At 49.5% G+C, this 21370-nt stretch carries 22 protein-coding genes and 2 pseudogenes; 12 read left to right on the top strand and 12 right to left on the bottom strand.

Going from position 1 to position 21370, the window contains the following annotated elements:
* Positions 1–156 precede the first annotated feature (156 nt).
* The 3 genes from MKX64_RS04150 to MKX64_RS04140 all read left to right on the top strand — a co-directional run bounded on the left by MKX64_RS04150 (position 157) and on the right by MKX64_RS04140 (position 2183).
* Positions 157–1146 (top strand): tRNA dihydrouridine synthase, encoded by a 990-nt coding sequence (locus MKX64_RS04150; RefSeq protein ID WP_341035391.1) that lies wholly within the window; start codon positions 157–159, stop codon positions 1144–1146.
* Positions 1147–1328: 182 nt separating this feature from the next.
* Positions 1329–1751: a nuclear transport factor 2 family protein gene (locus MKX64_RS04145; RefSeq protein ID WP_095267962.1), complete on the top strand. Its 423-nt coding sequence runs from the start codon at positions 1329–1331 to the stop codon at positions 1749–1751.
* Positions 1752–1796: 45 nt separating this feature from the next.
* On the top strand, positions 1797–2183 hold the full coding sequence (locus tag MKX64_RS04140) for a VOC family protein (RefSeq protein WP_230875836.1): 387 nt from the start codon (positions 1797–1799) through the stop codon (positions 2181–2183).
* Between the two features lie 301 nt (positions 2184–2484).
* Here the strand turns inward: MKX64_RS04140 and MKX64_RS04135 are convergent, their stop codons facing one another.
* The 4 genes and pseudogenes from MKX64_RS04135 to MKX64_RS04120 all read right to left on the bottom strand — a co-directional run bounded on the left by MKX64_RS04135 (position 2485) and on the right by MKX64_RS04120 (position 4363).
* Positions 2485–2922 (bottom strand): DoxX family protein, encoded by a 438-nt coding sequence (locus MKX64_RS04135; protein WP_330164059.1) that lies wholly within the window; start codon positions 2920–2922, stop codon positions 2485–2487.
* Positions 2923–2982: 60 nt separating this feature from the next.
* A pseudogene (locus tag MKX64_RS04130) lies at positions 2983–3178 on the bottom strand (virginiamycin B lyase family protein); the annotation flags it as partial.
* Positions 3179–3189: 11 nt separating this feature from the next.
* Complete coding sequence (gene vat(I) / locus MKX64_RS04125) at positions 3190–3822, bottom strand: streptogramin A O-acetyltransferase Vat(I) (RefSeq protein ID WP_095267964.1); 633 nt, start codon at positions 3820–3822, stop codon at positions 3190–3192.
* 34 nt (positions 3823–3856) lie between these two features.
* Positions 3857–4363, bottom strand: a complete 507-nt coding sequence (locus MKX64_RS04120) for a DUF6022 family protein (protein WP_095399304.1) — start codon at positions 4361–4363, stop codon at positions 3857–3859.
* A gap of 178 nt (positions 4364–4541) precedes the next feature.
* Here MKX64_RS04120 and MKX64_RS04115 point away from each other — a divergent pair, with 178 nt between their 5' ends.
* Together MKX64_RS04115 and MKX64_RS04110 are read left to right on the top strand one after the other, a co-directional pair.
* A complete protein-coding gene (locus tag MKX64_RS04115; protein WP_095267966.1) occupies positions 4542–5312 on the top strand; it encodes a MerR family DNA-binding transcriptional regulator in 771 nt (256 codons plus the stop codon).
* Positions 5313–5935: 623 nt separating this feature from the next.
* Entirely contained in the window at positions 5936–6412 is a 477-nt protein-coding gene (locus MKX64_RS04110) for a hypothetical protein (protein WP_341035389.1), read from the top strand.
* A gap of 42 nt (positions 6413–6454) precedes the next feature.
* On the opposite strand, the gene MKX64_RS04105 is transcribed toward MKX64_RS04110, so the two are convergent.
* From MKX64_RS04105 to MKX64_RS04095, 3 genes are read right to left on the bottom strand one after another with little or no spacing between them, the layout of a single operon-like run.
* Positions 6455–7243: a DUF4367 domain-containing protein gene (locus MKX64_RS04105; protein WP_341035388.1), complete on the bottom strand. Its 789-nt coding sequence runs from the start codon at positions 7241–7243 to the stop codon at positions 6455–6457.
* On the bottom strand, positions 7236–7457 hold the full coding sequence (locus MKX64_RS04100; protein ID WP_341035387.1) for an RNA polymerase sigma factor: 222 nt from the start codon (positions 7455–7457) through the stop codon (positions 7236–7238). Before MKX64_RS04100 ends, MKX64_RS04105 begins: the two co-directional genes overlap by 8 nt.
* A complete protein-coding gene (locus MKX64_RS04095; protein WP_341036240.1) occupies positions 7411–7713 on the bottom strand; it encodes an RNA polymerase sigma factor in 303 nt (100 codons plus the stop codon). The genes MKX64_RS04100 and MKX64_RS04095 overlap by 47 nt, the downstream gene beginning before the upstream one ends.
* A gap of 479 nt (positions 7714–8192) precedes the next feature.
* On the opposite strand from MKX64_RS04095, the gene MKX64_RS04090 reads away from it, so the two are divergent.
* On the top strand, positions 8193–8729 hold the full coding sequence (locus MKX64_RS04090; RefSeq protein ID WP_095267971.1) for a hypothetical protein: 537 nt from the start codon (positions 8193–8195) through the stop codon (positions 8727–8729).
* Between the two features lie 87 nt (positions 8730–8816).
* Here the strand turns inward: MKX64_RS04090 and MKX64_RS04085 are convergent, their stop codons facing one another.
* Positions 8817–10517, bottom strand: coding sequence for a M56 family metallopeptidase (locus MKX64_RS04085; RefSeq protein ID WP_341035386.1), 1701 nt, complete (start codon positions 10515–10517; stop codon positions 8817–8819).
* Between the two features lie 9 nt (positions 10518–10526).
* Positions 10527–10901 (bottom strand): BlaI/MecI/CopY family transcriptional regulator, encoded by a 375-nt coding sequence (locus MKX64_RS04080; RefSeq protein WP_341035385.1) that lies wholly within the window; start codon positions 10899–10901, stop codon positions 10527–10529.
* A 79-nt stretch (positions 10902–10980) separates the two neighbouring features.
* Here MKX64_RS04080 and MKX64_RS24260 point away from each other — a divergent pair.
* Positions 10981–11275: pseudogene (locus MKX64_RS24260) on the top strand (tRNA-dihydrouridine synthase); the annotation flags it as partial.
* A gap of 85 nt (positions 11276–11360) precedes the next feature.
* On the opposite strand, the gene MKX64_RS04070 reads toward MKX64_RS24260, so the two are convergent.
* Positions 11361–11624: a hypothetical protein gene (locus MKX64_RS04070; RefSeq protein ID WP_095399298.1), complete on the bottom strand. Its 264-nt coding sequence runs from the start codon at positions 11622–11624 to the stop codon at positions 11361–11363.
* A 303-nt stretch (positions 11625–11927) separates the two neighbouring features.
* On the bottom strand, positions 11928–13454 hold the full coding sequence (locus MKX64_RS04065; protein ID WP_341036238.1) for a carboxylesterase/lipase family protein: 1527 nt from the start codon (positions 13452–13454) through the stop codon (positions 11928–11930).
* A 127-nt stretch (positions 13455–13581) separates the two neighbouring features.
* Here MKX64_RS04065 and MKX64_RS04060 point away from each other — a divergent pair, with 127 nt between their 5' ends.
* Positions 13582–14421, top strand: a complete 840-nt coding sequence (locus MKX64_RS04060) for an AraC family transcriptional regulator (RefSeq protein ID WP_341035384.1) — start codon at positions 13582–13584, stop codon at positions 14419–14421.
* A 221-nt stretch (positions 14422–14642) separates the two neighbouring features.
* Here the strand turns inward: MKX64_RS04060 and MKX64_RS04055 are convergent, their stop codons facing one another.
* A complete protein-coding gene (locus tag MKX64_RS04055; RefSeq protein ID WP_341035383.1) occupies positions 14643–15809 on the bottom strand; it encodes a glycoside hydrolase family 27 protein in 1167 nt (388 codons plus the stop codon).
* 453 nt (positions 15810–16262) lie between these two features.
* On the opposite strand from MKX64_RS04055, the gene MKX64_RS04050 reads away from it, so the two are divergent.
* The 4 genes from MKX64_RS04050 to MKX64_RS04035 all read left to right on the top strand — a co-directional run bounded on the left by MKX64_RS04050 (position 16263) and on the right by MKX64_RS04035 (position 21341).
* Positions 16263–17216: a carbohydrate ABC transporter permease gene (locus MKX64_RS04050; RefSeq protein WP_341035382.1), complete on the top strand. Its 954-nt coding sequence runs from the start codon at positions 16263–16265 to the stop codon at positions 17214–17216.
* Entirely contained in the window at positions 17213–18058 is an 846-nt protein-coding gene (locus MKX64_RS04045; RefSeq protein ID WP_095399294.1) for a carbohydrate ABC transporter permease, read from the top strand. Before MKX64_RS04050 ends, MKX64_RS04045 begins: the two co-directional genes overlap by 4 nt.
* Before the next feature lie 120 nt (positions 18059–18178).
* Positions 18179–19903 (top strand): sensor histidine kinase, encoded by a 1725-nt coding sequence (locus tag MKX64_RS04040; RefSeq protein ID WP_095399293.1) that lies wholly within the window; start codon positions 18179–18181, stop codon positions 19901–19903.
* Between the two features lie 112 nt (positions 19904–20015).
* Positions 20016–21341: an ABC transporter substrate-binding protein gene (locus tag MKX64_RS04035; RefSeq protein ID WP_095399292.1), complete on the top strand. Its 1326-nt coding sequence runs from the start codon at positions 20016–20018 to the stop codon at positions 21339–21341.
* The last annotated feature ends 29 nt before the right edge of the window (positions 21342–21370 follow it).

Raw genomic sequence — 21370 nt, 5'->3', positions numbered from 1 at the left:
ATGATATATTCATTGAAGTGTCTAGGATATAACAGATACTGCCGTTTGATCTTCATTGCGTAGATATGCTATAAGTGAAGAAAAAGCAACCGCTTGGACATGGAAATCATCATCACAGGAGAGGATTTTCCTGCATTTATAAAGGGGTAAGTTGATATGACAGATAATTTTTGGCGTGATTTGCCACGGCCTTTTTTTATACTGGCACCGATGGAAGATGTGACGGATGTGGTGTTTCGTCATGTCGTAAGTCAAGCGGCCAGACCGGATGTGTTCTTTACCGAGTTTGCGAATACGGAGAGCTATTGTCACCCGGAGGGGAACAAGAGTGTGCGCGGGCGTTTGACTTTTACCGAGGATGAACAGCCCATTGTCGCCCATATCTGGGGAGATAAGCCGGAATATTTTCGTCAGATGAGTATCGGCATGGCGAAGGAAGGCTTTAAAGGCATCGATATTAACATGGGATGCCCTGTCGCGAATGTAGCCGAGAATGGGAAGGGAAGCGGCCTGATTTGCCGTCCCGATGTTGCGGCGGACATTATTCAGGCGGCGAAGGCCGGGGGACTGCCCGTCAGTGTAAAAACACGGCTCGGTTTCAGCAGCGTGGACGAGTGGCGCGACTGGTTAACCCATATTTTGAAACAGGACATTGTGAATCTGTCCATTCATCTGCGGACAAGAGACGAGATGAGTAAAGTAGCTGCTCACTGGGAGCTGATCCCGGAGATTAAACAGCTTCGTGATGAGGTCGCACCAGGTACACTTCTAACCATTAACGGGGATATTCTTGACCGTCAGACTGGCCTCCGGCTTGCTGAACAATACGGTGTGGATGGCATTATGATCGGGCGTGGCATTTTCCATAATCCATTTGCCTTTGAGAAGGAGCCGAGGGAGCATAGCAGTGAGGAATTGCTGGATCTGCTGCGGCTGCATCTGGACCTCCATGATCAATATTCAGAACAGCTGCCACGTTCGTTCAGCGCTCTTACCCGCTTCTTCAAAATCTATGTCCGCGGCTTCCGAGGGGCAAGTGAATTGAGGAATCGATTAATGAACGCCAAGTCCACAAGTGAGGCACGTGGGCTGCTCAATGAATTTGAGGTTGGAGGAACAACTACAGGTTCAGATCATGGATCGTGATGGACTTACGCAGAGTTAGCAACGTTTAGCTGTTATCACCAAACCATTCCTTACCCTTAAGGAGTGGTTTTGTTTTTTCTTGCTTATATTGTTTGAGCGTTCACAAACAGGAACTCCCAACCATTTCTCGAATCCTCTATGTAAGGACTTATTCACAAGGTTCGTCTAGGGAGGGGATATCTATGAATGGGACTCATCATAGCGGTATGAATGTTATCTGTGCTGAGGATTGCGGCAATGCTCCCAAGAAGTTGTTACTGAGGGATTATATTGTGGCTTGGGCTCAGAACAATATTGAATTTATTGAGAAATGCATTTCAGAAGAGGTATGTTGGGATATCATCGGAGACAGACGTGTTCTGGGAAAAGCAGGACTACGGGATACACTTCAACAAAAGCAGACCGGTCATGTGACAGAAATAGAGATCAGCACCATCATCACTCACGGAAGCATGGGTGCGATTAATGGTACTTTTAGGATGGATCAAGGGAGGATATCTAACTTCTGTCACGTATTTACTTTCAGTAGTGCAGGTAAAAATGGAAAAATCAAAAAGATTATGACTTATATGATCGAGGATGAGGATGGACACATCGATAGATAAATATCTAGCACGAAAAGCAATTTGTTTAAACGATGAGGAGGTTGAATGAAAATGCAAAGTCCAATCGCCAATAGGATCGATACCGTTTTTATCCACGTCACGGATTTAACGAAGTCAGTTCAGTGGTACAGCAAACTTCTTGGAGTTGAAGTAACAGAAGAGATTCAAGGTCCTATTTATACTTTTGATATGGGATCTGGGCGTCCAGGATTAACGCTGGATAATCACTGTTTTGATGACAGTTACGAACTCCAGCCATTGAACCAGCCTTTATTTAATTTAAGTACGGAAGACATACATGCAGCATTCCAATTCGTGAAAGAACTAGGAGCGGAAATCGTAACAGAGATTCAAACATACCCTGACTTATCTGAGTTTTCCTTTAAGGATCCAGATGGAAACATCGTAATGATTTGTACCTGCTTCAGTTAAACCATAGTTATAAATGAAAGAGGAGCGGGGAAGTCGGGAAGGGCAGTAACGGCGTATTATAAACACGTTGGGCCTGACGGCTCATTTCTTAAGGAATAAAAGAATTCTCAACCAGCCCGTGCTCTGCTAATGACCACGTTGGGTAGGGAATGATGCAACCCGTGAGCCTGTTGCCGCAGGCTCACATTCATGGTTGCTGATAACCGAACGATTGAGCCGTTCGAAGAGCTTGATTTCGCCAGCAGTTTGCCGACGAGAATCAGACCGTCGCGTGACGTTAAATAGCCGCTGGAATATACCCTTAGCCTGCCAATAGGATTGCCCCAATAAAGATCATCTGTAATACGGTTCGATGTAGTAGTTTAGGTACGGGCCGCCCCCCGATTGTGAATCCTTCCTTAGCCGCCCTCACATTAGCAGGGAACATCAATGCCAGGAGTAGAGCCAAGCCAATGGAGGCGGCCTTGGAGATGGAAGGAATTAGGATGCCGATAGCCCCGGCAACCTCCAGTAATCCGGTGACCGTTACGATGAGGCCCGGCCTGGAAAATACGGGAGGAACCATACGGATTAAGTCTGGGCGTCTAGTTCCCCAATGGGCGGAAGCGGCAAACAACAGCATGACAGCAACCGCCCCCTGAAGCGAGGAATGCCATCCCTCGAAATAAGGCAAACCGAGCTGGCCAAGACCCAGGAACAACACAAACGATGCGACTAACGTGTAAAAAGGCAGCAACATGATCCCTCCTTAGCGGTTTATGGCCCAAGACGGGCCGCATGATACAGTCGGCTCAAACCGCTATGATGAGATGACGAGGCGTCCAATTTGATTGCATTCTTTCGCGAAACCCAATATCGCCGCTGTCACCAATCGCTATACCGTGAGGCTCTGCATGCTCGGTAGGGATCGAATATTCGGTAATCATTCCTTGAACAGTGATCTGTCCGATCTTGTTCCCCATCCATTCCGTGAACCAGAGGTCCCCATTGTTCCCCAATGAAACCATTAATGTTTTTTCATTTTTCGAAGCGTAACCATATCTCCGCTTACGATTGCGCCGATATACTGACTGATGAGATCGATATCGCAATCCCACCATCTGATCTCCAATAATTCTTGAATGACTTCGTACGGGTAACGGGTTTTGATCTCCCTGGCGGGATTTCCACCGACTATGGTATAAGGTTCAACGTCCTTGACGACTACCGCCTCCGCGCTGATAATCGCGCCATCGCCGATCCGCACCCCCGGCATAATCGTGGCACGTCTACCGATCCAGACATCATTGCCGACAATCGTATCTCCTTTGATCGGCAGCTGGTCCAGGGAAGGGGTATGTCTCTCCCAACCGTTCCCGAAGATGTTAAAAGGAAAAGTTGACCCATCCATTCGGTGGTTGCCGCCGTCCATCATGAATCTGACCTCCGGAGCGATGGAGCAAAATTTGCCGATCACTAACTTGGTCCCGATCACTTCATAATGATATAACACTTGATCTTCAAACGATTCCCCGTGCAGTGCGTCGTAATAAGAGTAATCTCCAGCGATGATATTTGGTTTCGTGATCGTGTTTCGAATAAATTGCACATTCGTGTTCCCAGGGATGGGGTACTTCACATTAGGGTTTGGACCTAGCATATGGAATCTTCCTTTCGTAAATGGGTGTGGGGTGCTAAAGCGGTTGTGCGAATCCGCGCACTTCCATAAGCGCGCGGATCCGTTCGGTGATCCCCGATTTGGTCGTCTCAGCGATCGCGAGAACGCGGGGCCCGCGCGGGATATCGAACTTCAGATGCGAATGGGGAATCTCTGTGAGCACCGTGCCGATCGTCCGGTCGTCAGCGTCCCGGATGACGTTCCAGAACACGCGCGACCGATTGTCCTCCGTGCCCCATTTCTCAAGCGATTGCCGGAACAGCAGCCGCCCTCCGATGACGAAATCGTCCTCTCGCACGTCGTCGGTGAACGCATATCCCGCTTGTTCGAGCGCTTCGAACAGCGGCGGCATAAGTCGGTCCAAGTATTGGCCGTATGCCGCATCCTCGATTTCCGCGAATGCGGCCGTCAACGCCTCATGCATCGATTCGTACAACGGCCGCCATTCCATCTCCACATATTCCCCGCAAGCCGTGCCGATGGCCTCGATCGTCATCCCTTGTTCGAATTGTATGGATGTCATCTACAAACCGCCTCCCAGAACATAAAATTCAATTGCAAATCGATTGTATAACAGTGAAGCAAATTGGAAGCTTGGTTGAAGTCGGAGGCGGAATTTCAAGGAGTTACGCCAAGTAAATTGCACTAAGCTTGCAAATGTGATGTAATGTTATCACGAATGGAAACGGGAGGAGACGCCCATGCGGCCGATTGATCTGGCGAGACGGTTCCGCATCAGCCCCAGTACACTTCGCAACTATGAAGCGCAAGGGATACTGCCGCCTGCCGAGCGGACCGAAAGCGGATATCGGGTATATGGAGAGACGCACGCGTTATACGTGGCGGCTATGCAGGCGCTTGCCCCCGGATTCGGACCGGACATCGCGGGCGAGGCGCTTCGCCGCGTACGGAGCGGAGATATACAGGGTGCGCTCTGGCTGTTGAAGGAGCGGGAGGCGGCGCTCGTCCGCGACAAGCGGGAAGCCGAGCAGGCGATCCACGCGTTCCGCGCAGCGGAAGACGACCGGGACGCGGATGATCCCGGAGCGTGGAGGACGATCGGCGAGGCGGCCGAAGCGACCGGCGTATCCCGGACGGCGATTCGGTTCTGGGAACGGGAGGGACTGCTGCGCCCGACTCGCGACCCGGAGAACGGCTACCGCCGGTACGGGCCAGCTGACATTCGCAAGCTGCTGCTCATTCGCGCCCTGCGTGCAACCGTATATTCAGCGAATGTCGTCCGGCTTCGGCGAACGGTCGCCGAACTGGACAGCGGGGACACGGGCCGGTTAAGGGAAATCGCGGAGGAAACGATCGCGTATATGGACCGGATGAACGAAGCGCAGGCGCACGGCATTTACGCGTTGTACGGACTTTGTCTGCAATTGGGACTGGCGGAGACGCCTGGTACGGTGAACGATACGGATTGCGAGCTTGAGGATGAGGGGGAGGAAGGCGATGTTCATCGCTAACGTCCAAGGCGCCGCTCATTCATGGTCGTTCAGCGTTCAGGGCCTTCAAGCCTTACATCCCCAACTAGCGCGATGACGATGCAATTGTTACGATTATTGAGTACCAAGCTCTTTTATAAGGAGGGATAATTTCAGACGCCCAATTAAAAACACTATCCGAACGTATGAACCAAATCGGTGACTTATCTGGAGTTAAGAACGTTAGAAACTCATTTAAACCTTTCTTAACAGAAGGATTCCTAAACTCAATCATTACATCCAATGGAACGGGATATGTTCATGAATTTGGCGAACCAGAAACTAAACCCAATTATACTAGTAAGAGCAGCGCAAATTTCATGCAATCATTAGTAATGGGTAACACACTGACAGGAGACCGTCACTACGTCCTTGACCGACATGTCACTTTGGTCAATGTGCAAGGGATATGGAAGGTCGATAAGGTGGCGTATGTTATCCGAGACATTCCATATCTTGCTTTGGAAAACTAAAACCCTTCGGGACGTTGATTCGCCCAGTCTTCCTCGGTATCAGGCTTCGTTCTTATCCTAATAAAAATCGCGTCATATTTGATTACGATAAGTCGTTTAAGGGATAGAGACAAATAGAAAGGATGAATACGAGTGAAGAAAGTAGTGATGTCTTTTTTAGGCTTGGCCTTGTTCCTGTTGTTCTCAGTGCCGTTTGTCTCGGCTCAATCGCTTGATGATGGGCCATCCCCGCCGCCCGATGACGAACCGTTGCTATCGATTTCTTCTTTGTTCGATCCAAACTACAAGTTTCTGTATAATGGCGGAACTAGCGTTAGTCATATCGGGAATTCAAAAATCAGTATTTCAGGTTACAGTACAGCCAAGCAGCGAGTAGATACCATCGGCGTACAGTTGACTTTGCAGCGATGGACAGGCTCTGATTGGGTAGACATTTATCGCAGCCCCAAAGCCGAGTTGTCAACTTCCGCGAATACTTACACGGAACATGAAGTTACGGTAATCCCAGGTTATTATTATCGTTCTAAATCATCCCATTGGACGTTGCACGGAACCGTAAAAGAGACAGGCACATTATATTCGGGATTTATTCTAATCCCAGATCGGTAACGGATACAAACAAAAGTAGCAGGGGACACCTGCTACTTTTGTTTACTGTAAAGATTCCGCAATTAAAATGATTTCCTCTTCAGACAAGGTTCCGAAAATAGATCGTTTCATATGATCAGGGGTGACCCACTCCAAATGGATGAAATCGGGCTCTTGAATAATCATCACAGCCTTACAATCGTTAATGGCCGTATCCTTAATGATGGCCGACACATGGTTAATCGTTGTTTTCTCCGGGGTAGAATTCTCTCGAATCATGTGCTGATTCAATTGGAACAGATGTCCTTCTCTATTGACGTATTCCATAAACACGGTCCGGTACTCCCCATCAGAATCCTGGAAAATACGAACGTTCTCTAATTCATAGCCAGCTGGTATATAGGTTGGAGAAACGATAGGGAAACTGACTTTTCCTCTTGCCTCTTCCAAGCTTGTATCCTCTATGTGGCTCTCTCCCGCTGGAGGGGAGGAAACGATATAATCTGGGGGCGGAGATGACGTTTTGGCATTTGAGTTTTCTTCAAGATAAGGCTCTGGTTCCTCAAAGAAAATATCGATAAGGTTCTCCTGCACTCTTTTGATAAGCCCTTGGAACTCGGAATACGCAGTAGGCAAATCTGCAGTCATAAAAAAACTAATCAGCAAAGATGTACAAGCAACCAACGCGCCGATTTGGAATCTCTTCATCCAGCGTCGCCGTGCTTTTATTTTATCCAGTCCGGCCTTCACCTCTAACCATGATTGTGTACCGTCTGGAATATCCACGTCTTGATGAACGTCCTTTAACCACTTCTGTAAAAATTCATCGTCGTGTTTGAATTCATCACTCATCGGCATCAACCCATCTTCTTGAAAAATAGCGGTACAATTTCTTTCTAGCTCTGACCATCGTTTGGGCGACAGCTTGCTCTGTTTTACCAAGCTCTTGTGAAATTTCGCTATATGGTTTTTCCTCGATATAGTACATGAATAAAGCCTGGCGATACTCGGGGCTTAACTCATTCAGAGCTTCGTGGAGCAGTTCGTTTCGAATCTGATCCTCCACTTGCTCGGCTACCGTAGGGTGCAAGAAAGGAGCCCTTAGATCTATAACGACTTGAGGCTCCCTTAGATGACGATATTTTTTTGTTTTTTTTGAACATATCATAGGCATGGTTTCTAGCGACTTTAACGATCCATGCTTTCATATGCTTCGTGTCCCTCAGTTGAGGGGCTTTCGCCACCACTTTATAGAATGTCTCTTGTACAACATCTTCGGTCAGTTCATGACTCCGTGTTAGAAAGTGAATGTCCCGATACACTAAATTCCGGTATGCTTCGTACACTAGTTTCTGGGCGTCGTGGTCTATATCATAGAAGTTGCTGCGTAAGAGATATAACCATTGTTCCTGCTCCACCTATACCCTCCCCCGTCAGTTTATTCTTTAGCTACTGGACATAAATACCTACTCATCATCCCTATCACTAGTAAAATATTATCATAAAATTCTATATATTTCCTTTGTTATCATTATTGTAGAAAAATTATCAAAAAAACTTAAGGAAAGAACAGTCATTATTTACTAGGATAAGTCGTTTTAGTAGTAGATTAGCTCTTTTGGTTACTGCATCTTCATGCTGCCTTACGGTCTAAGCAGGATGCGATCAAGAAGCTGTAATCCGACAAGATACTTGCCATGAAAATAAGGTAGCTCACATCGGGAGAGGGAGGTGAGTTTTTTTGTGGTTGGTTTGAAGGGCTAATCTAATTTTGAAAAAAAATTAAGAGGAGGATTTTACTATGAAAAAACTGCTTACACTTGTTCTTACCATGATTATGATGTTGTCGCTTTCGGTATCGGCTTTTGCTAGTCCTGTGGAATTAGAAGAATTCTCCCCACCTGGAACCTCTATCACAGTTAGACCATTGACTCCGGAAGAGATCACTCTGCTTGAGCAAAGAGCCAATGGAAACAAAGAAGTTAGTCTCTTTGATGTTGGCATCTTATCTGATAGCTGGAGCGGAAATGTTACCGTGCCAATTAATAAAGATGGGAACCAAGGAGCAAACGTGGGCCACGCATTTATTCCATCTCCAGATAGATATGTATTAATATACGTAGGGGACTTGCCTGGCACTATGCCATCTGTTAATTTAAGCATTCAAAGTCAAACCAACAGCAATGTCCAGTGGTGGAGATCGAATATTAAGGGCAATTCGCTGGTTGTTATTGACACAGGCAGTTACAGCAACCACACTTTCCAAATCAAAACAAGCACGAACGAGGAAAATTCAAGAAGTGCATATTTTGAATGGACTACCTCAAGCGATAATTAAGGTGTTATCCATAATCCAAATGAAGCACTGTCCCCGGCAGTGCTTCTTCATGTTAAATAGCAAACTTTTCTCTTAAGTTCGTAGTTTTTAGTCCACAAATTCAGCCTGTTCTTCAGGGGACAGCAAGGCTCTTGCCGCGAGCTCTCTTTCCTTGAATTCAGCGCTTTCTTCAGGTGTTAATTTTCTTACTGTAATGGAGGTTCCCGGTGGTATTGAGTCTGGACGCAGCCCATAATCGTCTTCTTCAAACTCGGCCTGTTCTTCAGGAGACAACATAGCTCTTGCTGCAAGTTCTCTATCTTTAAATTCAGCACTTTCTTCAGGTGTTAATTTTCTTACTGTAATAGAAGTTCCCGGTGGAATGTCGCCTGAATGAGAACTGTCATTACGTTTATCTTCAGCTGGAGCCGGCTCCGGGATGAGTCGAATTTCAGAGCCAACCGGTTCTGGAGCTGCTTCTTTAGGTGCCACTGGTGATGGAGTCTGGCCGGCATTCGAATGGTTAGCTCCAGATTCAGCAGGGACTATAGCAACTGGAGCTTGGATACTGTTCTTATCAGGCTCGGGCACCAGTACAGGTACGGGGTGAGGATCTTTGATTTGGACATCCTCATTTGATTCATTCTCCGCTTCAAGTGCAGCAGGAGCTTGACTTGGCTGTGTCTCAACAGGATATGGTGCCTTCTCCATTACCGCATCAGATGGGGCCGCTTTCGGAATTTGCTCGCTTGGTTGAACCTCAGCCTGACCTTCCTCATATGGAATGATTTCTGGCGAATAGTTGGCAGCCCATACCGCTGCGGATGTGCTAATTGCGGCAACGGAAAATACAGCTGTTATCGTCAGATATAATGTTTTCTTTCTCAGTTTCTTCACATTCAGCATCATCATTAATCTCCTTTTCAATTGTTGGCCATCACCCGATAAGGAGGCGCAAAATCGCACCGGTAAATGCCTGGTTCCCGCCATAACGTTCAGAATCGTCTCCCCGTACCGTTTACGCTCGGCATGGGACATCTCGCTGACCACTTCTTCGTCGCAGGACAGCTCGCTCCAGGTATGAATATCCTTGCGGAGAATGTGTATGAAGGGGTTAAACCAATGTAAGGCTGACGCTCCCAGGGTGAAGGCCTTGACCCATAAATCCTTCCGTTTCAGATGGATCAGCTCATGGCGCATGACCATGTCCATGCTCACGTTAAAGATATTTTCTATAGGAAGATAGATGGTCGGTTTCCATAACCCGACAAGAACAGGACTCCGAACAGCAGAGCTGTAAGCAAGCCGAACACTGCGTTTCAATCCAAGAGATTCTTTCATCAAGGAGAGTTGTTCAACGGCCTGGCTGTCTCTCGGAACGGCGGTGCGTGAATGCTCTAGTGTCCTTACAAATTTGCGATAGCAATACAGCTGCCATGCTGCAAAAAGGATCATGCCGGTTGCCCATACGGTAATCAGGAGTAGGGCGGTTTGGGCTGTCATGGTCTGCCCCGTAATCAGCGGCTCCGGACTGAACCCTGAATATGCTCCGGATAGCCCTTGTTCCGCCGTTGAAGGCTGCCCGCTAATCGCCGGAACGGTAGCTGCCGCGCTGAATGTCAGCGATACGACCCACTGAATACCAAGGACTACGGGAAATAGAAAAAAGCCTACGGCCATTTTGCTAAGTCCATAACGCCATTTGGTCGGGAAGGCACCGGCGGGCAAGAGCCGCAATATAAGAATACAAGCGACGACGACGCTTCCGGCGGCATTCAGCGTAATCAGTAGTTCAAGAATGGTATTCATGGGCTGCACCTACTTTCCGGAGAACCATTGCTTCAGCTCTTCAACATCTTCATCCGAAAGCTTGTCGCCGTCATACAAGGCAGCGATAAGGTTCTTCACCGATCCCTGGTATAACCCGTCCAGTACATGCTTCGTCTCGGCCAGCTTGTAATCTTCCGGTGAGATCAGGGGCGTATACATGTTCGTTCGGCCATGTCTTGTGGCCTCCAGTGCCCCTTTATCCACCAGTCGCGACAGGAAGGTAGAGATCGTCTGGGCCTTCCACGCTTTGCCCCGCCCCGCAAAAATCCGCAGCAATTCCGTCGACGTGACAGGAGGTTCACACTCCCAGATCACCTCCATGAGTTCCATTTCCGTATCCGATAGTTTCTGAATTTGATTCACGGTGAACACCTCACTACAGTCGTTATGCGTCCATAACGAAACGAATTACTACACTACGTAGTGATTATAATTTACTACGGGGTGTAGTGGGTGTCAAGTGTCAAGGGGGTGCCCCTTTTCTCCCTATATTGCAGCGGATCTTATCCAGGCGGCCAAAGCCGGGGGACTGTCCGTTAACGCAAAAAACAAGGCTCGGTTTCAGCAACGTGGACGAGTGGCGCGGCTGGTTAACCCATATTTTGAAGCAAGACATTGTGAATCTGTCCATTCATCTGCGGACAAGAGACGAGATAAGTAAAGTAGACGCTCACTAGGAACTGATCCAGCAGATTAAACAGCTTCGTGATGAGGTCGCACCGGGCAACCGGTTATCGTCGGCGCCTTCTCCCTGGAATTCACGAGGGAGAAGGCGCCGTATTTATTCCGTTTGTCTCATCTCTCTCATCTCTCTCATTTGTTTTAATTGTACTCCTCAAGTTCCAGTGCTTCTTTGGTATGCTCTGCCTTGGAGAACAGGTTCATTAACTTGTCTTTATAGATGTACCCGAGGATAAACCCGACAACAGCGATAACGGATATGATGATCGTTACCGTGTACTGCTGTGTTGGAATGGTAGAACCTACCGCGGCCGATCCGATGATCCATGGCAGGCGTCCTACCAGCAGGATGGTGAAGAATCGCAGGGAGCTAATCGACGTCAGTGCAGCGACGAATACTAACATATCTTTTGGCAAACCCGGAATTATAAAAAAATAAACAAAAAGACAGAAAACTTCCGCTCATCATGCATAAACGACATCCATTTCACATTTTGCTTCTGGAACAGGGTCAGATTAAGGAACGCGGTGATCATCATCACTTGCTGGAGAGAAAGGGCATATATTATCAATTGTACACGGGTGCTTTCGAGTGGGATTAATGATATTTAACATATAGCTAGACAATAAAGAGATAGCCATGCGATGGTGCAGCGCTATCTCTTTATTGTTAAACGGATGGTGCAGATGTAATAAGCATACGTATGCTTAGGCCACAGGGTCGTTCTTGTGTTCAAAATACTGCTTCAGCACAAATTCAAGCACAGGCCCAGGCTCTGCCCGTTGTAACTGAGCCTGATCGCCAAATTCCATAAGATACGGGTGTTCGATGGTGCAAGCGGCCCAGTGGGGCATTGGCTTTCCGGTAGAATCAGAGCCGTTCGGATCACCGGTGGCAATAAAATTGGACAGATAATTGCACATCTGGCGAGCCAGGTCGTAATGCTTGCCGGTGAACGGGCGCCAGCATTTGGCAAGTGTTTCGAAGAAAAACCACAGATCCACGGAGTGAAACGTACCTGGTTGATCCCAGCCCGGAATCTCTGCGTCGAAGTTATAATAATAGAGCGGTGTTTCCGACGGATGACCGCTGTTTGAACGAATAAGGAGATGAATGGCGTATTCGATCATGCGGACAGAAGCTTTCTCGAGTGCATGATCCAGGTCGCCGGTATCGGCTTCACATCGCTGCAAAAAGTCAGGAGCATCTTCGCCAAATCGTTCAGCCGCCATCTGCTTCAGTTCCTCCATACTGCTTACCGCAGGCCGGGTCCAGAACTCAGAGGACGTATGCCCAAGCATAACGGGAACAAGCTCACGTTGATGCTGCATGAAACGTGTAAACGGATCATCTATACAGAACTGATCATCGATGACCGTTCCCCAGAAGCTTTTATATTCTAACACCTTATCCCGTAAAGTGACCGCATCCAGCTGTCTCGCTTCATCCAGTGAAGACACCCCCAGGAAGCTGAAAAATTCAACGCCCTTCTGCTCGGCATCCCGCAGCGTGCTGCGGACAGCGGGTACATGCACATGGGGATACAGTTCGGTCGCTATACCGCTCATGATGACGGCTCGCTGGAACAGGCCTTTGTTCTGCGGGGATGTCATCTGACTGAGGACACTGCCGCCGCCGGCAGATTGCCCGCCAATCGTAATCTGATCCGGGTCACCGCCGAATGCGGCAATATTACGTTTGACCCAAGCTGTGCCGGCCTGCTGATCCAGATGTCCAAAGTTCGCAGGTGCGTGCGGTGACTCAGCACTGATCTCGGGATGGCACAAGAAACCGAAGGCATTCAGACGGTAGTTGATCGTGACAACGACAATGCCTCTGCGGGCAATGCGTTCGCCATCGAATTCCATCTCGGCTGTGTGACCCACCTGAAGCCCTCCGCCAAAGTACCAGACAAAGACGGGCAGCTTCTCATCGGTGCGCTTGGCAGGTGTCCACACATTCAAATACAGACAGTCCTCATCCATTGGCAGGTCCGGGTCAACAGCCCATTCCCGGGTATAGATGTTATTATCGTCGATCACGGTTGGAGCCTGCATGGAGATGGGGGCAAAATCAAAAGCTTTCAGCACACCATCCCAGTCTTCTGCGGGCTGTGGCGCGCGCCAGCGGTTCGGGCCTACCGGGGGTGCAGCGAACGGAATTCCTTTAAAGCTCGTAATACGAGGGTCTGCAGCGGGCAGTCCCTGGACTTGACCATTCTCAACGGTGACCATTCTAAGCAACACAACATTCTCCTCTCTGAATTAACGTAGAATTCATGCCGGTCCAAGATGTGTGGATACGCTTACAAATATGCTGCTCTATAATATAATGACTGATATCAAGAGTGGGGGTGGGGATGTGGACTCGTTATGGAGAGACGGAAGCAGAGCAAGCCAGATTTATTTTATCAGCGGCGGTCACAAACCGGTCAATCTGCATCAGTGGGGACCCGGCGTACGTGACGTCTATGCGCTGCATTACATCATTCGAGGGCAGGGCACATTGGAAACCGGAGGCCAGCATTTTCGGCTGGGTGCCGGAGAGAGCTTTATCATTTTTCCGCAAAAGGAGATCTATTACTACCCCGACCCTGTTGACCCTTGGGAATACGTATGGATGGAGTTCAACGGGCGAGACGCCGGGCGAGTTGTAGAGTTGACACAGCTTACGGTCCAGCATCCTGTACTGCCAGCAGCGCCGGAGACCCTGGAACCCTGGTTTCATCTGGCCTGGAACGCCGGTGCGTCGCCGAGCGAAGTGTTGCGGGCGGATGCCCGTTTACAACTGCTGCTCTCCTATTACATGGAATATTACCCTGGAGATCAGCAGGAGGAGCCGAAGGATTATGTGTGGCTGGCGAGAAAGTACATTGAGCAGAACTATTGGAAGCCATCATTAACGGTTACGGAGATCGTACAGGCCGTTAATCTGGAACGCAGCTATCTGTTTCGGAAATTCAAAGGAGCCACTGGCGAATCGGTGTCAGCCTATATTGCGTCATGCCGTATCCGGCGCGCCTGCGAGCTGTTGAAGACATCCGGTTTACCCGTTCAGTCCGTAGCTTACTCTGTTGGCTATCATGATCCGCTTTATTTTTCCAGAGTGTTCAAAAAGGCCACATCACATACACCTTCAGCCTACATGATGCTGCATCAGAAACAAGCAGAACCCGGTATGGAGGAACAAGCTCTACGCTAATGGATGAAGACACCATATTAACGAAAAAGAGCACAGTTACCGGACTCACGGAAATAACGAATCAGCTTCTCAATGGGCTCCCGTCCGCAATTCAGCTTCACACCGAGACAGTCGATGCAGAGGAATTGCTGGGCTGTGCGTGAGACTAATTTGAGATAGATTCCCACATCATCGGAAGAGAGCGGAACCCGACAGGCGGTGCACAGGCGACTGTGAGCCATTTACTTCACCAGTTTGGCCCGCACGACGAGACAATCATGAGCGGCAACAACTGGCGCGAAGCGTTCTCGATACACACCCAGTTCCTTATGCTCCCAGCAGTCATAGAGGGATAAAGCATAACCTGCGGCGTAAGGCAGCCCCATATCCCAGAATTGCAGGGACAGTTCGCGCTGGCTGTCACTCAGGTTGAAGAAGCCAATGGCCAGATCGCCATCCGTAAGCACCTTAACGAGCATGAATACATCGTCAGTGTGGAACCATTGCGGTTCAGGTTTGATGCGATATGCTCCGCGTGCCTCTGCATCCTGATTGATGGCAAGCAGGTCAGGGTTGAGCAATATATCCTTCGTTGCCTGGTTGGCCTTACGCACGTCACATCCGATCATGAGCGGTGAACCCATCATGGACCAGAGCGAGAAGTGAGTTTTATACTCGATATCATTGCAGCCGCCGATCGTGCCGATAAAGTCGTTATTGCTTCCGCCGTACATGCCAACAATGAGCATATCCATGTCATTATGGCAGAAGGAGCCTGTGTAGCTTTGTTTCCCCAGCTGTGACAGGGCCAGCTCCTTCACCGATTCCCAGTTATCTCGAATATCGCCGGTGGAACGGTACATATGTGCGCCGGATTCACGAATCCAGTCATATACGTTGTCGGCTCCCCAGTTGCAGGCCGAGAACAGGATATCGCGTCCGCAGTTTTTGAGTGCGAGGCTCATCCGTTTGTACAGCAGCTCACCGGAGATGTGGCGCGGCTTGAAACAGTAGTCGTATTTTAAATAATCGACCCCCCACTCGGCAAACAGCGCAGCATCCTGGAACTCGTGTTCGAAGCTGCCCGGGTAGCCGGCACAAGTATGTGTGCCTACGCATGAATACATGCCAAATTTCAGGCCTTTCCCGTGAATATAATCTGCAAGCGCTCTCATACCATTCGGGAATTTCTTCGGATCAGCAACCAGATTACCGTCCGCATCCCGTTCCTTCAAACTCCAGCAGTCATCAATGACGATGTACTCATACCCTGCCTCGAGATAACCCTCCGATACAAATACGTCAGCGACATCCCGAATCAACTGTTCGTTAATATCCCATGTAAAGGTATTCCATGAATTCCAGCCCAGCGCAGGGGCGAATCCCATTAGTGAATTGCTGCTCATCATCTCGCTTCCTTCCTCATCTGGATTTAAATGTAACTATTTTGAACTTACAGCAAGAGAGGCACTCTTAGCCATAGCTTGACGTTGCTTGGACATGGACAAATGATGCTCGAACCACATAGCTAAACGAAAATAAGCAGTGCTAACGAACCATGAACAAAAAAAGAAGTCGCCCATATACGCAAGCAATTTAAGCTGGATCACGATTTACTCAGCTACGGTTTCAAAAGCCACCCTGTGATACAGACACCGATCGAGCACAACGTCCCGTTCCGTCTAACCTGTCCAGATTGCAGGGAAAGCGAGCTGAAGGCGACGTCTTTTATGGATTGGGATTGATGTTAATTCTACCTGACGTCACATTCTGAAAATATTGAATGATTTTGAGCAATTGTCTTATGTAGTTCCCGGCGGCTCTCCTTCTATACTTAAAGTACGGAAAAGGAGAGTGAATTCATGGAACGAGCAACATCTTTAGCATCCGAAATACCCGTTCGCAAAAAGCCATTTCGCAAGCGCTGGGACTCTCCCCTTGCAGGTTATCTGTTTATTTCCCCTTGGTTGATCGGATTTCTGGCGTTGACAGCCTATCCGATGTTGTTGTCCCTGTACTATTCCTTCACAAATTACACCCTCATGAAGCCGATCGAGTGGGTCGGCCTGGACAATTACGAGCGCATCGTTACGGCGGACGACAAATTTGCCCAATCGCTCAAGCTCACATTTTATTATGTACTCGCCTCGGTGCCGCTAAAGCTGATTGCCGCGCTGATGGTTGCGCTCCTGCTGAAAAGGGCTGTGCGCGGGATATCCGTCTATCGGACGGCCATTTATTTCCCTTCCTTAATCGGGGCGAGCATTGCGGTGTCCCTGCTGTGGAAGAATATTTTCGGCGTGGACGGCTTCTTCAACAAAGTGCTTGGATTCTTCGGGATTCCCGGAACGGGCTGGGTCACGAACCCCGATACCGCATTATGGTCCCTGATTGGCTTATCGGTATGGCAATTCGGCTCCTCGATGGTGATTTTCCTGGCGGGCCTGAAGCAGATCCCGAATGATCTGTATGAAGCCTCCGCGGTGGATGGGGCGGGCAAGGTGAAGCAATTTTTCAAAATCACGCTTCCGATGCTGTCGCCCACGTTATTCTTCAATCTCATTATGGGGGTCATTAACTCCTTCCAGATGTTTACGCCTGCTTACGTCATCACCGGCGGCGGGCCGATGAACTCGACCTATGTGTATGCGTTATACCTGTATGAACGGGCATTCAGCCGCTATCAGCTGGGCTATTCCTCATCCCTGGCCTGGATCATGCTGATCTTGATTGTCGCTGCCGCCGTGATCATTAACCTGACGTCGAAATACTGGGTATTCTACGAATCCGAGAGCCAAGGAGGGAAAAGAAAATGACCAGACACAAATGGAACTCCGTGATCCGCCATGCGGTGCTCATCCTATTCAGCTTGGTGATGGTGTATCCGGTCATTTGGTGGATTGGCGCTTCGCTAAAAACGAACCAGGAGCTCAGTTCCCCGTCCCTCTTCCCGTCCGTGCCGCAGTGGTCCAATTACATTAACGGATGGAATTCCGTTCCGGGCTTCACCTTTACCGACTTCTATTTGAATACCTTTTATCTAATTACGGCGGTCATCATCGTAACGGTCATCTCCTGTACGCTGGTCGCCTTCGGATTTGCAAGGCTGGACTTTCCGCTTCGCGGCTTCTGGTTCTCGCTGCTCATGCTCACGCTGATGCTGCCGGGCCAAGTGCTCATCATTCCGCAGTATGCGATGTTCCACCAGTTCGGCTGGGTCAACACCTACCTGCCGTTCATCGTGCCCCATGCGTTAGCGGGAGGTGCGGGAGGAACCTTCTTCGTCTTCCTGCTCGTTCAATTCATACGCGGGATTCCGCGGGAATTGGATGAATCGGCCAAGATCGACGGATGCAGCTGGTTCGGGATTTACTGGCGGATTGTGATGCCCTTGATGAAGCCTTCCATCGTGACGGTCATCATCTTCTGCTTCCTATGGAACTGGGATGATTTCCTTGGCCATCTCCTATACATTAATTCCGTTGACAAATACACGGTAGGCTTGGCGTTACGGATGATTAACGATTCACAAGGCGGCGCGGAATGGGGACAATTGCTCGCGATGTCGCTCGTATCCATTGTGCCGGCAACGCTGCTGTTTGTCTTTGCCCAGAAATATTTTGTGGAGGGCGTGGCTACCACTGGACTAAAAGGGTAGTGGCTAGCTCTGCCGATCTATTATAAAATGAGAAAACATTGAGGCAGCGGTTCGCCGCACGGCTTCAATGTTTTTTTCGGATCGGAATGGATAAGCATGGAGCATGGAGGATAAGCGCTTATGATCAATCCCTTCAAGAGATACCGGATCGATTCCCTGTTTATTATTTGCTTTGCAGGGCTGATCACGATTGTGCTGGCGATCACGGTATGGACCAGTTATGCCATGACTTCGCGGGAATTGGCTGACAACACGTCGTATTACCAGAAAAGGCTGCTCGAGGAGCTGAACAATGAAATTACGGGCCGCCTGACATCGATCGAGCAAATATCGCTGACCACGTCCAGGGACCATGATTTGCTTACGTTTCTGTCGGGAAAAGAAGATGAGTTCAACCACTACAGGCGGTCCAAAGGCATCCAGGAAGCGCTGGCTCATCTTACGTATTCGATTCCGCAAATTCAAGCCATCGATTTATATATGGAACAGCCGGAGTGGGGGGATCGGCAGAGCTACATTCAATTCCATGAATTAAAGGCTGCTGAGGCACAGCCATGGTATCCGTTGCTGCAGAACAATGACTTCTCCTGGTCAGAGGAGCATGATTTAACGACCTATAAAGGGAACGTGCCTGTGCTCAGCTTCTCCCGCAAGGTATACAACAACTCCCGATACTTGGGCATTCTTGTCGTGCATGTGAAGGCGGATTGGATCCGCGGGATTCTCGAGGGATACTCCAAGGATTCCAACCGGATGCTGCTGGATCTGAACGGCAGGGAGCTGCTGAGCGTCGGAAAATCAATGACAGATGCCGGATTACAGGAGCAGGATTTGCAGTTCGCGGACCAATCCGGGGTGCTTCGGCAGCATACACAGCCGCATGGGGTGGAGTCTCTGGTTGTCTATTCCAAAGTCGCCGACTCCAACTGGATGCTGGTGGAGATTACCCCGTGGGAGCGAATCACGTCAGGCAGCGTCAAGCTGGCCGGCGTCATTATTACCATCGGCATCGGAGCCTTACTGCTAGCTTTCTTGTTAACGCTATGGTTAAGCCGGCAATTGTTGAAGCCGATCGCCCAGCTAGTGAGAGCGATGAAGAATTACGATGTTGGAGGGAAGCAAGCGGAGCTGGCCGGCGATTACACGAATGAATTCGGCATTCTGTTTGCAGGGTTTCGCAGACTGAATGAGCGAATCCAGGCATTGTACGCCTCCCTGGCGCAGCGTTACGAGCAGCAGCGGAAGGCCGAAATCGAAGCGCTCCAAGCCAATATTAATCCGCATTTTCTATATAACACCTTGGACCAGCTGAACTGGATGGCGATTGCCGAGGGACAGGAGAAGATGAGCCGTATTCTGGAGCTGATGGGCCGCATGTTCCGTATCGGATTATCGCATGGAGAGAGCTTTATTACGATTGAAGACGAGCTGACTCATGTCGCATGCTATTTGGAAATTCAGCAGATTCGGTGGGAAGACGGACTGGAATATGAGGTGCAGGCCTCCAAGGAAGTCCGGGATTTATTCATTCCCAAAATGACACTCCAGCCTTTCGTCGAGAATTCCATCATTCACGGCTTCAATGCAAGGCAAAGCGGCCGAATTGAGATTAAGGCAGAAGAAGAGGGAGGCCGTGTCCGCATGACGATTACCGACAACGGAAGCGGGCTTGCTCCCGAGAGCATAGGGAGTCATCGCCGCAAGGGCGGTTACGGGATTCGGAATGTGAGAGAGCGGTTCTCGGCGTTCTTTAATGAAAATTATGAGATCCACGTTAAGGACGGCGGGTTTGAAGGAGTGGTTGTAACGATCATCTTCCCAAGGCTCGAAGAAGCACAGACGTGAAGCATAATCAGACGATTTTATAATAAATTGTGCATCTCTCTTATACACCCGTCATTCCAGAATTGATAGGATCATATTGACCACAATATAATGTTTCTAGGGGGAAGTCGGCATGAACAAATGGAAGCGATTGCAGATTCTCGCGTTATTGATGGTGTTCTCCTTGCTGGCAGCGGCATGCAGCGGCGGTAACGGAGGCACCGGCACAAGCACAGGCAACTCAACCTCCACCAAGAACAATACACAGGCCGAAGGCGGTTCGGCAGACAACGTCAAGCTCCGGATTATGTGGTGGGGCTCGCAGCCGCGTCACGAAGCGACACTCAAGGCATTGGAGGCTTATACGGCGAAGAATCCGCATGTAACCTTCGAGCCCGAATACTCCGGGATGGACGGTTATCTGGATAAGCTCTCTACGCAGGCAGCGGCGCATAATGAGCCGGATATTTTCCAAATGGACCCGGGCTGGATTTCGGACTGGACCTCCCGCAACCAGCTGGAAGAGCTCGACACCAAGGTTAAGCTGGATGAATTGACGCCGAGCTTGCTGCCGATCGGGCAGAGAGAGGGCAAGCAATACGGCGTGCCGCTCGGATCGGTTGCTTTCGGGATGATCTATGACAAAGCGGCTCTTGAGAAGCTGGGCGCAACGATGCCGGAGAACGGCTGGACATGGGATGATTTCTTCGCATTGGCGGAAGAGGTAAAGCCTAAGCTGGCGGAAGGCCAATATTTCACGCTGGATTATGCCGGCAACTACTTCATGTTCAGCGCGTACCACTATGCCAAGGGCAAGGGGACCTTGATTACGGAAGACGGCAAATTCAATATCGATGAAGCGACGTTCCTGGAATGGACGAAGAAGTTTGAACAGCTGCGCAAGGATGGACTTGTGCCTCCGGCGGATCTAAACGCATCCGACAAGGAAATGGATCCGACGGCCGACCTGCTGGTCAACGGCAAAATCCTGTTCCGCTACTCCTTCTCCAACAACTACACCACATGGGACAGCATGAAGGAAGGGGCTTACGATCTGGTTACGATGCCGCGGGCCGAGGAAGCGGGAGGCTGGCTCAAGCCGTCCATGTACTTCAGCCTGTCGCCGAATTCCAAGCATAAGGAAGAAGCGGCCAAATTCATCGACTGGTTCATCAATGATCCGGAAGCAGGAGCCATTCTTGGCACCGCTCGGGGCGTGCCTGCCAATGCCAAGATCGCGGAGTCGCTGATTCCGAATCTGCCGGAAGGCGAGAAGGTCGGGATGAAGCTGATCGACGCCACGACGCCGGATGGACAGATCTTTACGACAGGACCGGAAGGCTGGGTGAACTTCATCGATAAAGACTTCCCGCTCGTCCGGGATGAGTTGAGCTTCGGCAGAACGACACCGGAGCAGGCCTATGAATCGCTCAAGAAGGCCGCGCAAGAATATGAATAACTCCAATACAATGGATGAGTGAGAACGAG

Source organism: Paenibacillus sp. FSL M8-0334 (assembly GCF_038000405.1).
Taxonomy (GTDB): domain Bacteria; phylum Bacillota; class Bacilli; order Paenibacillales; family Paenibacillaceae; genus Paenibacillus_AQ; species Paenibacillus_AQ campinasensis.
The sequence above is the reverse complement of the archived record's forward strand: the minus strand, read 5'-3'. Positions and strand labels throughout refer to the sequence as shown.

Coding starts and splice junctions, on each gene's coding strand:
- MKX64_RS04140 (WP_230875836.1), top strand. CDS start 1,797: ATGAAAATGCAAAGTCCAATCGCCAATAGGATCGATACCGTTTTTATC.
- MKX64_RS04145 (WP_095267962.1), top strand. CDS start 1,329: ATGAATGGGACTCATCATAGCGGTATGAATGTTATCTGTGCTGAGGAT.
- MKX64_RS04115 (WP_095267966.1), top strand. CDS start 4,542: ATGCGGCCGATTGATCTGGCGAGACGGTTCCGCATCAGCCCCAGTACA.
- MKX64_RS04085 (WP_341035386.1), bottom strand. CDS start 10,517: ATGAATACCATTCTTGAACTACTGATTACGCTGAATGCCGCCGGAAGC.
- MKX64_RS04065 (WP_341036238.1), bottom strand. CDS start 13,454: ATGGTCACCGTTGAGAATGGTCAAGTCCAGGGACTGCCCGCTGCAGAC.
- MKX64_RS04040 (WP_095399293.1), top strand. CDS start 18,179: ATGATCAATCCCTTCAAGAGATACCGGATCGATTCCCTGTTTATTATT.
- MKX64_RS04105 (WP_341035388.1), bottom strand. CDS start 7,243: ATGAGTGATGAATTCAAACACGACGATGAATTTTTACAGAAGTGGTTA.
- MKX64_RS04120 (WP_095399304.1), bottom strand. CDS start 4,363: ATGACATCCATACAATTCGAACAAGGGATGACGATCGAGGCCATCGGC.
- MKX64_RS04035 (WP_095399292.1), top strand. CDS start 20,016: ATGAACAAATGGAAGCGATTGCAGATTCTCGCGTTATTGATGGTGTTC.
- MKX64_RS04070 (WP_095399298.1), bottom strand. CDS start 11,624: ATGTTAGTATTCGTCGCTGCACTGACGTCGATTAGCTCCCTGCGATTC.
- MKX64_RS04090 (WP_095267971.1), top strand. CDS start 8,193: ATGAAAAAACTGCTTACACTTGTTCTTACCATGATTATGATGTTGTCG.
- MKX64_RS04045 (WP_095399294.1), top strand. CDS start 17,213: ATGACCAGACACAAATGGAACTCCGTGATCCGCCATGCGGTGCTCATC.
- MKX64_RS04150 (WP_341035391.1), top strand. CDS start 157: ATGACAGATAATTTTTGGCGTGATTTGCCACGGCCTTTTTTTATACTG.
- MKX64_RS04135 (WP_330164059.1), bottom strand. CDS start 2,922: ATGTTGCTGCCTTTTTACACGTTAGTCGCATCGTTTGTGTTGTTCCTG.
- MKX64_RS04050 (WP_341035382.1), top strand. CDS start 16,263: ATGGAACGAGCAACATCTTTAGCATCCGAAATACCCGTTCGCAAAAAG.
- MKX64_RS04055 (WP_341035383.1), bottom strand. CDS start 15,809: ATGATGAGCAGCAATTCACTAATGGGATTCGCCCCTGCGCTGGGCTGG.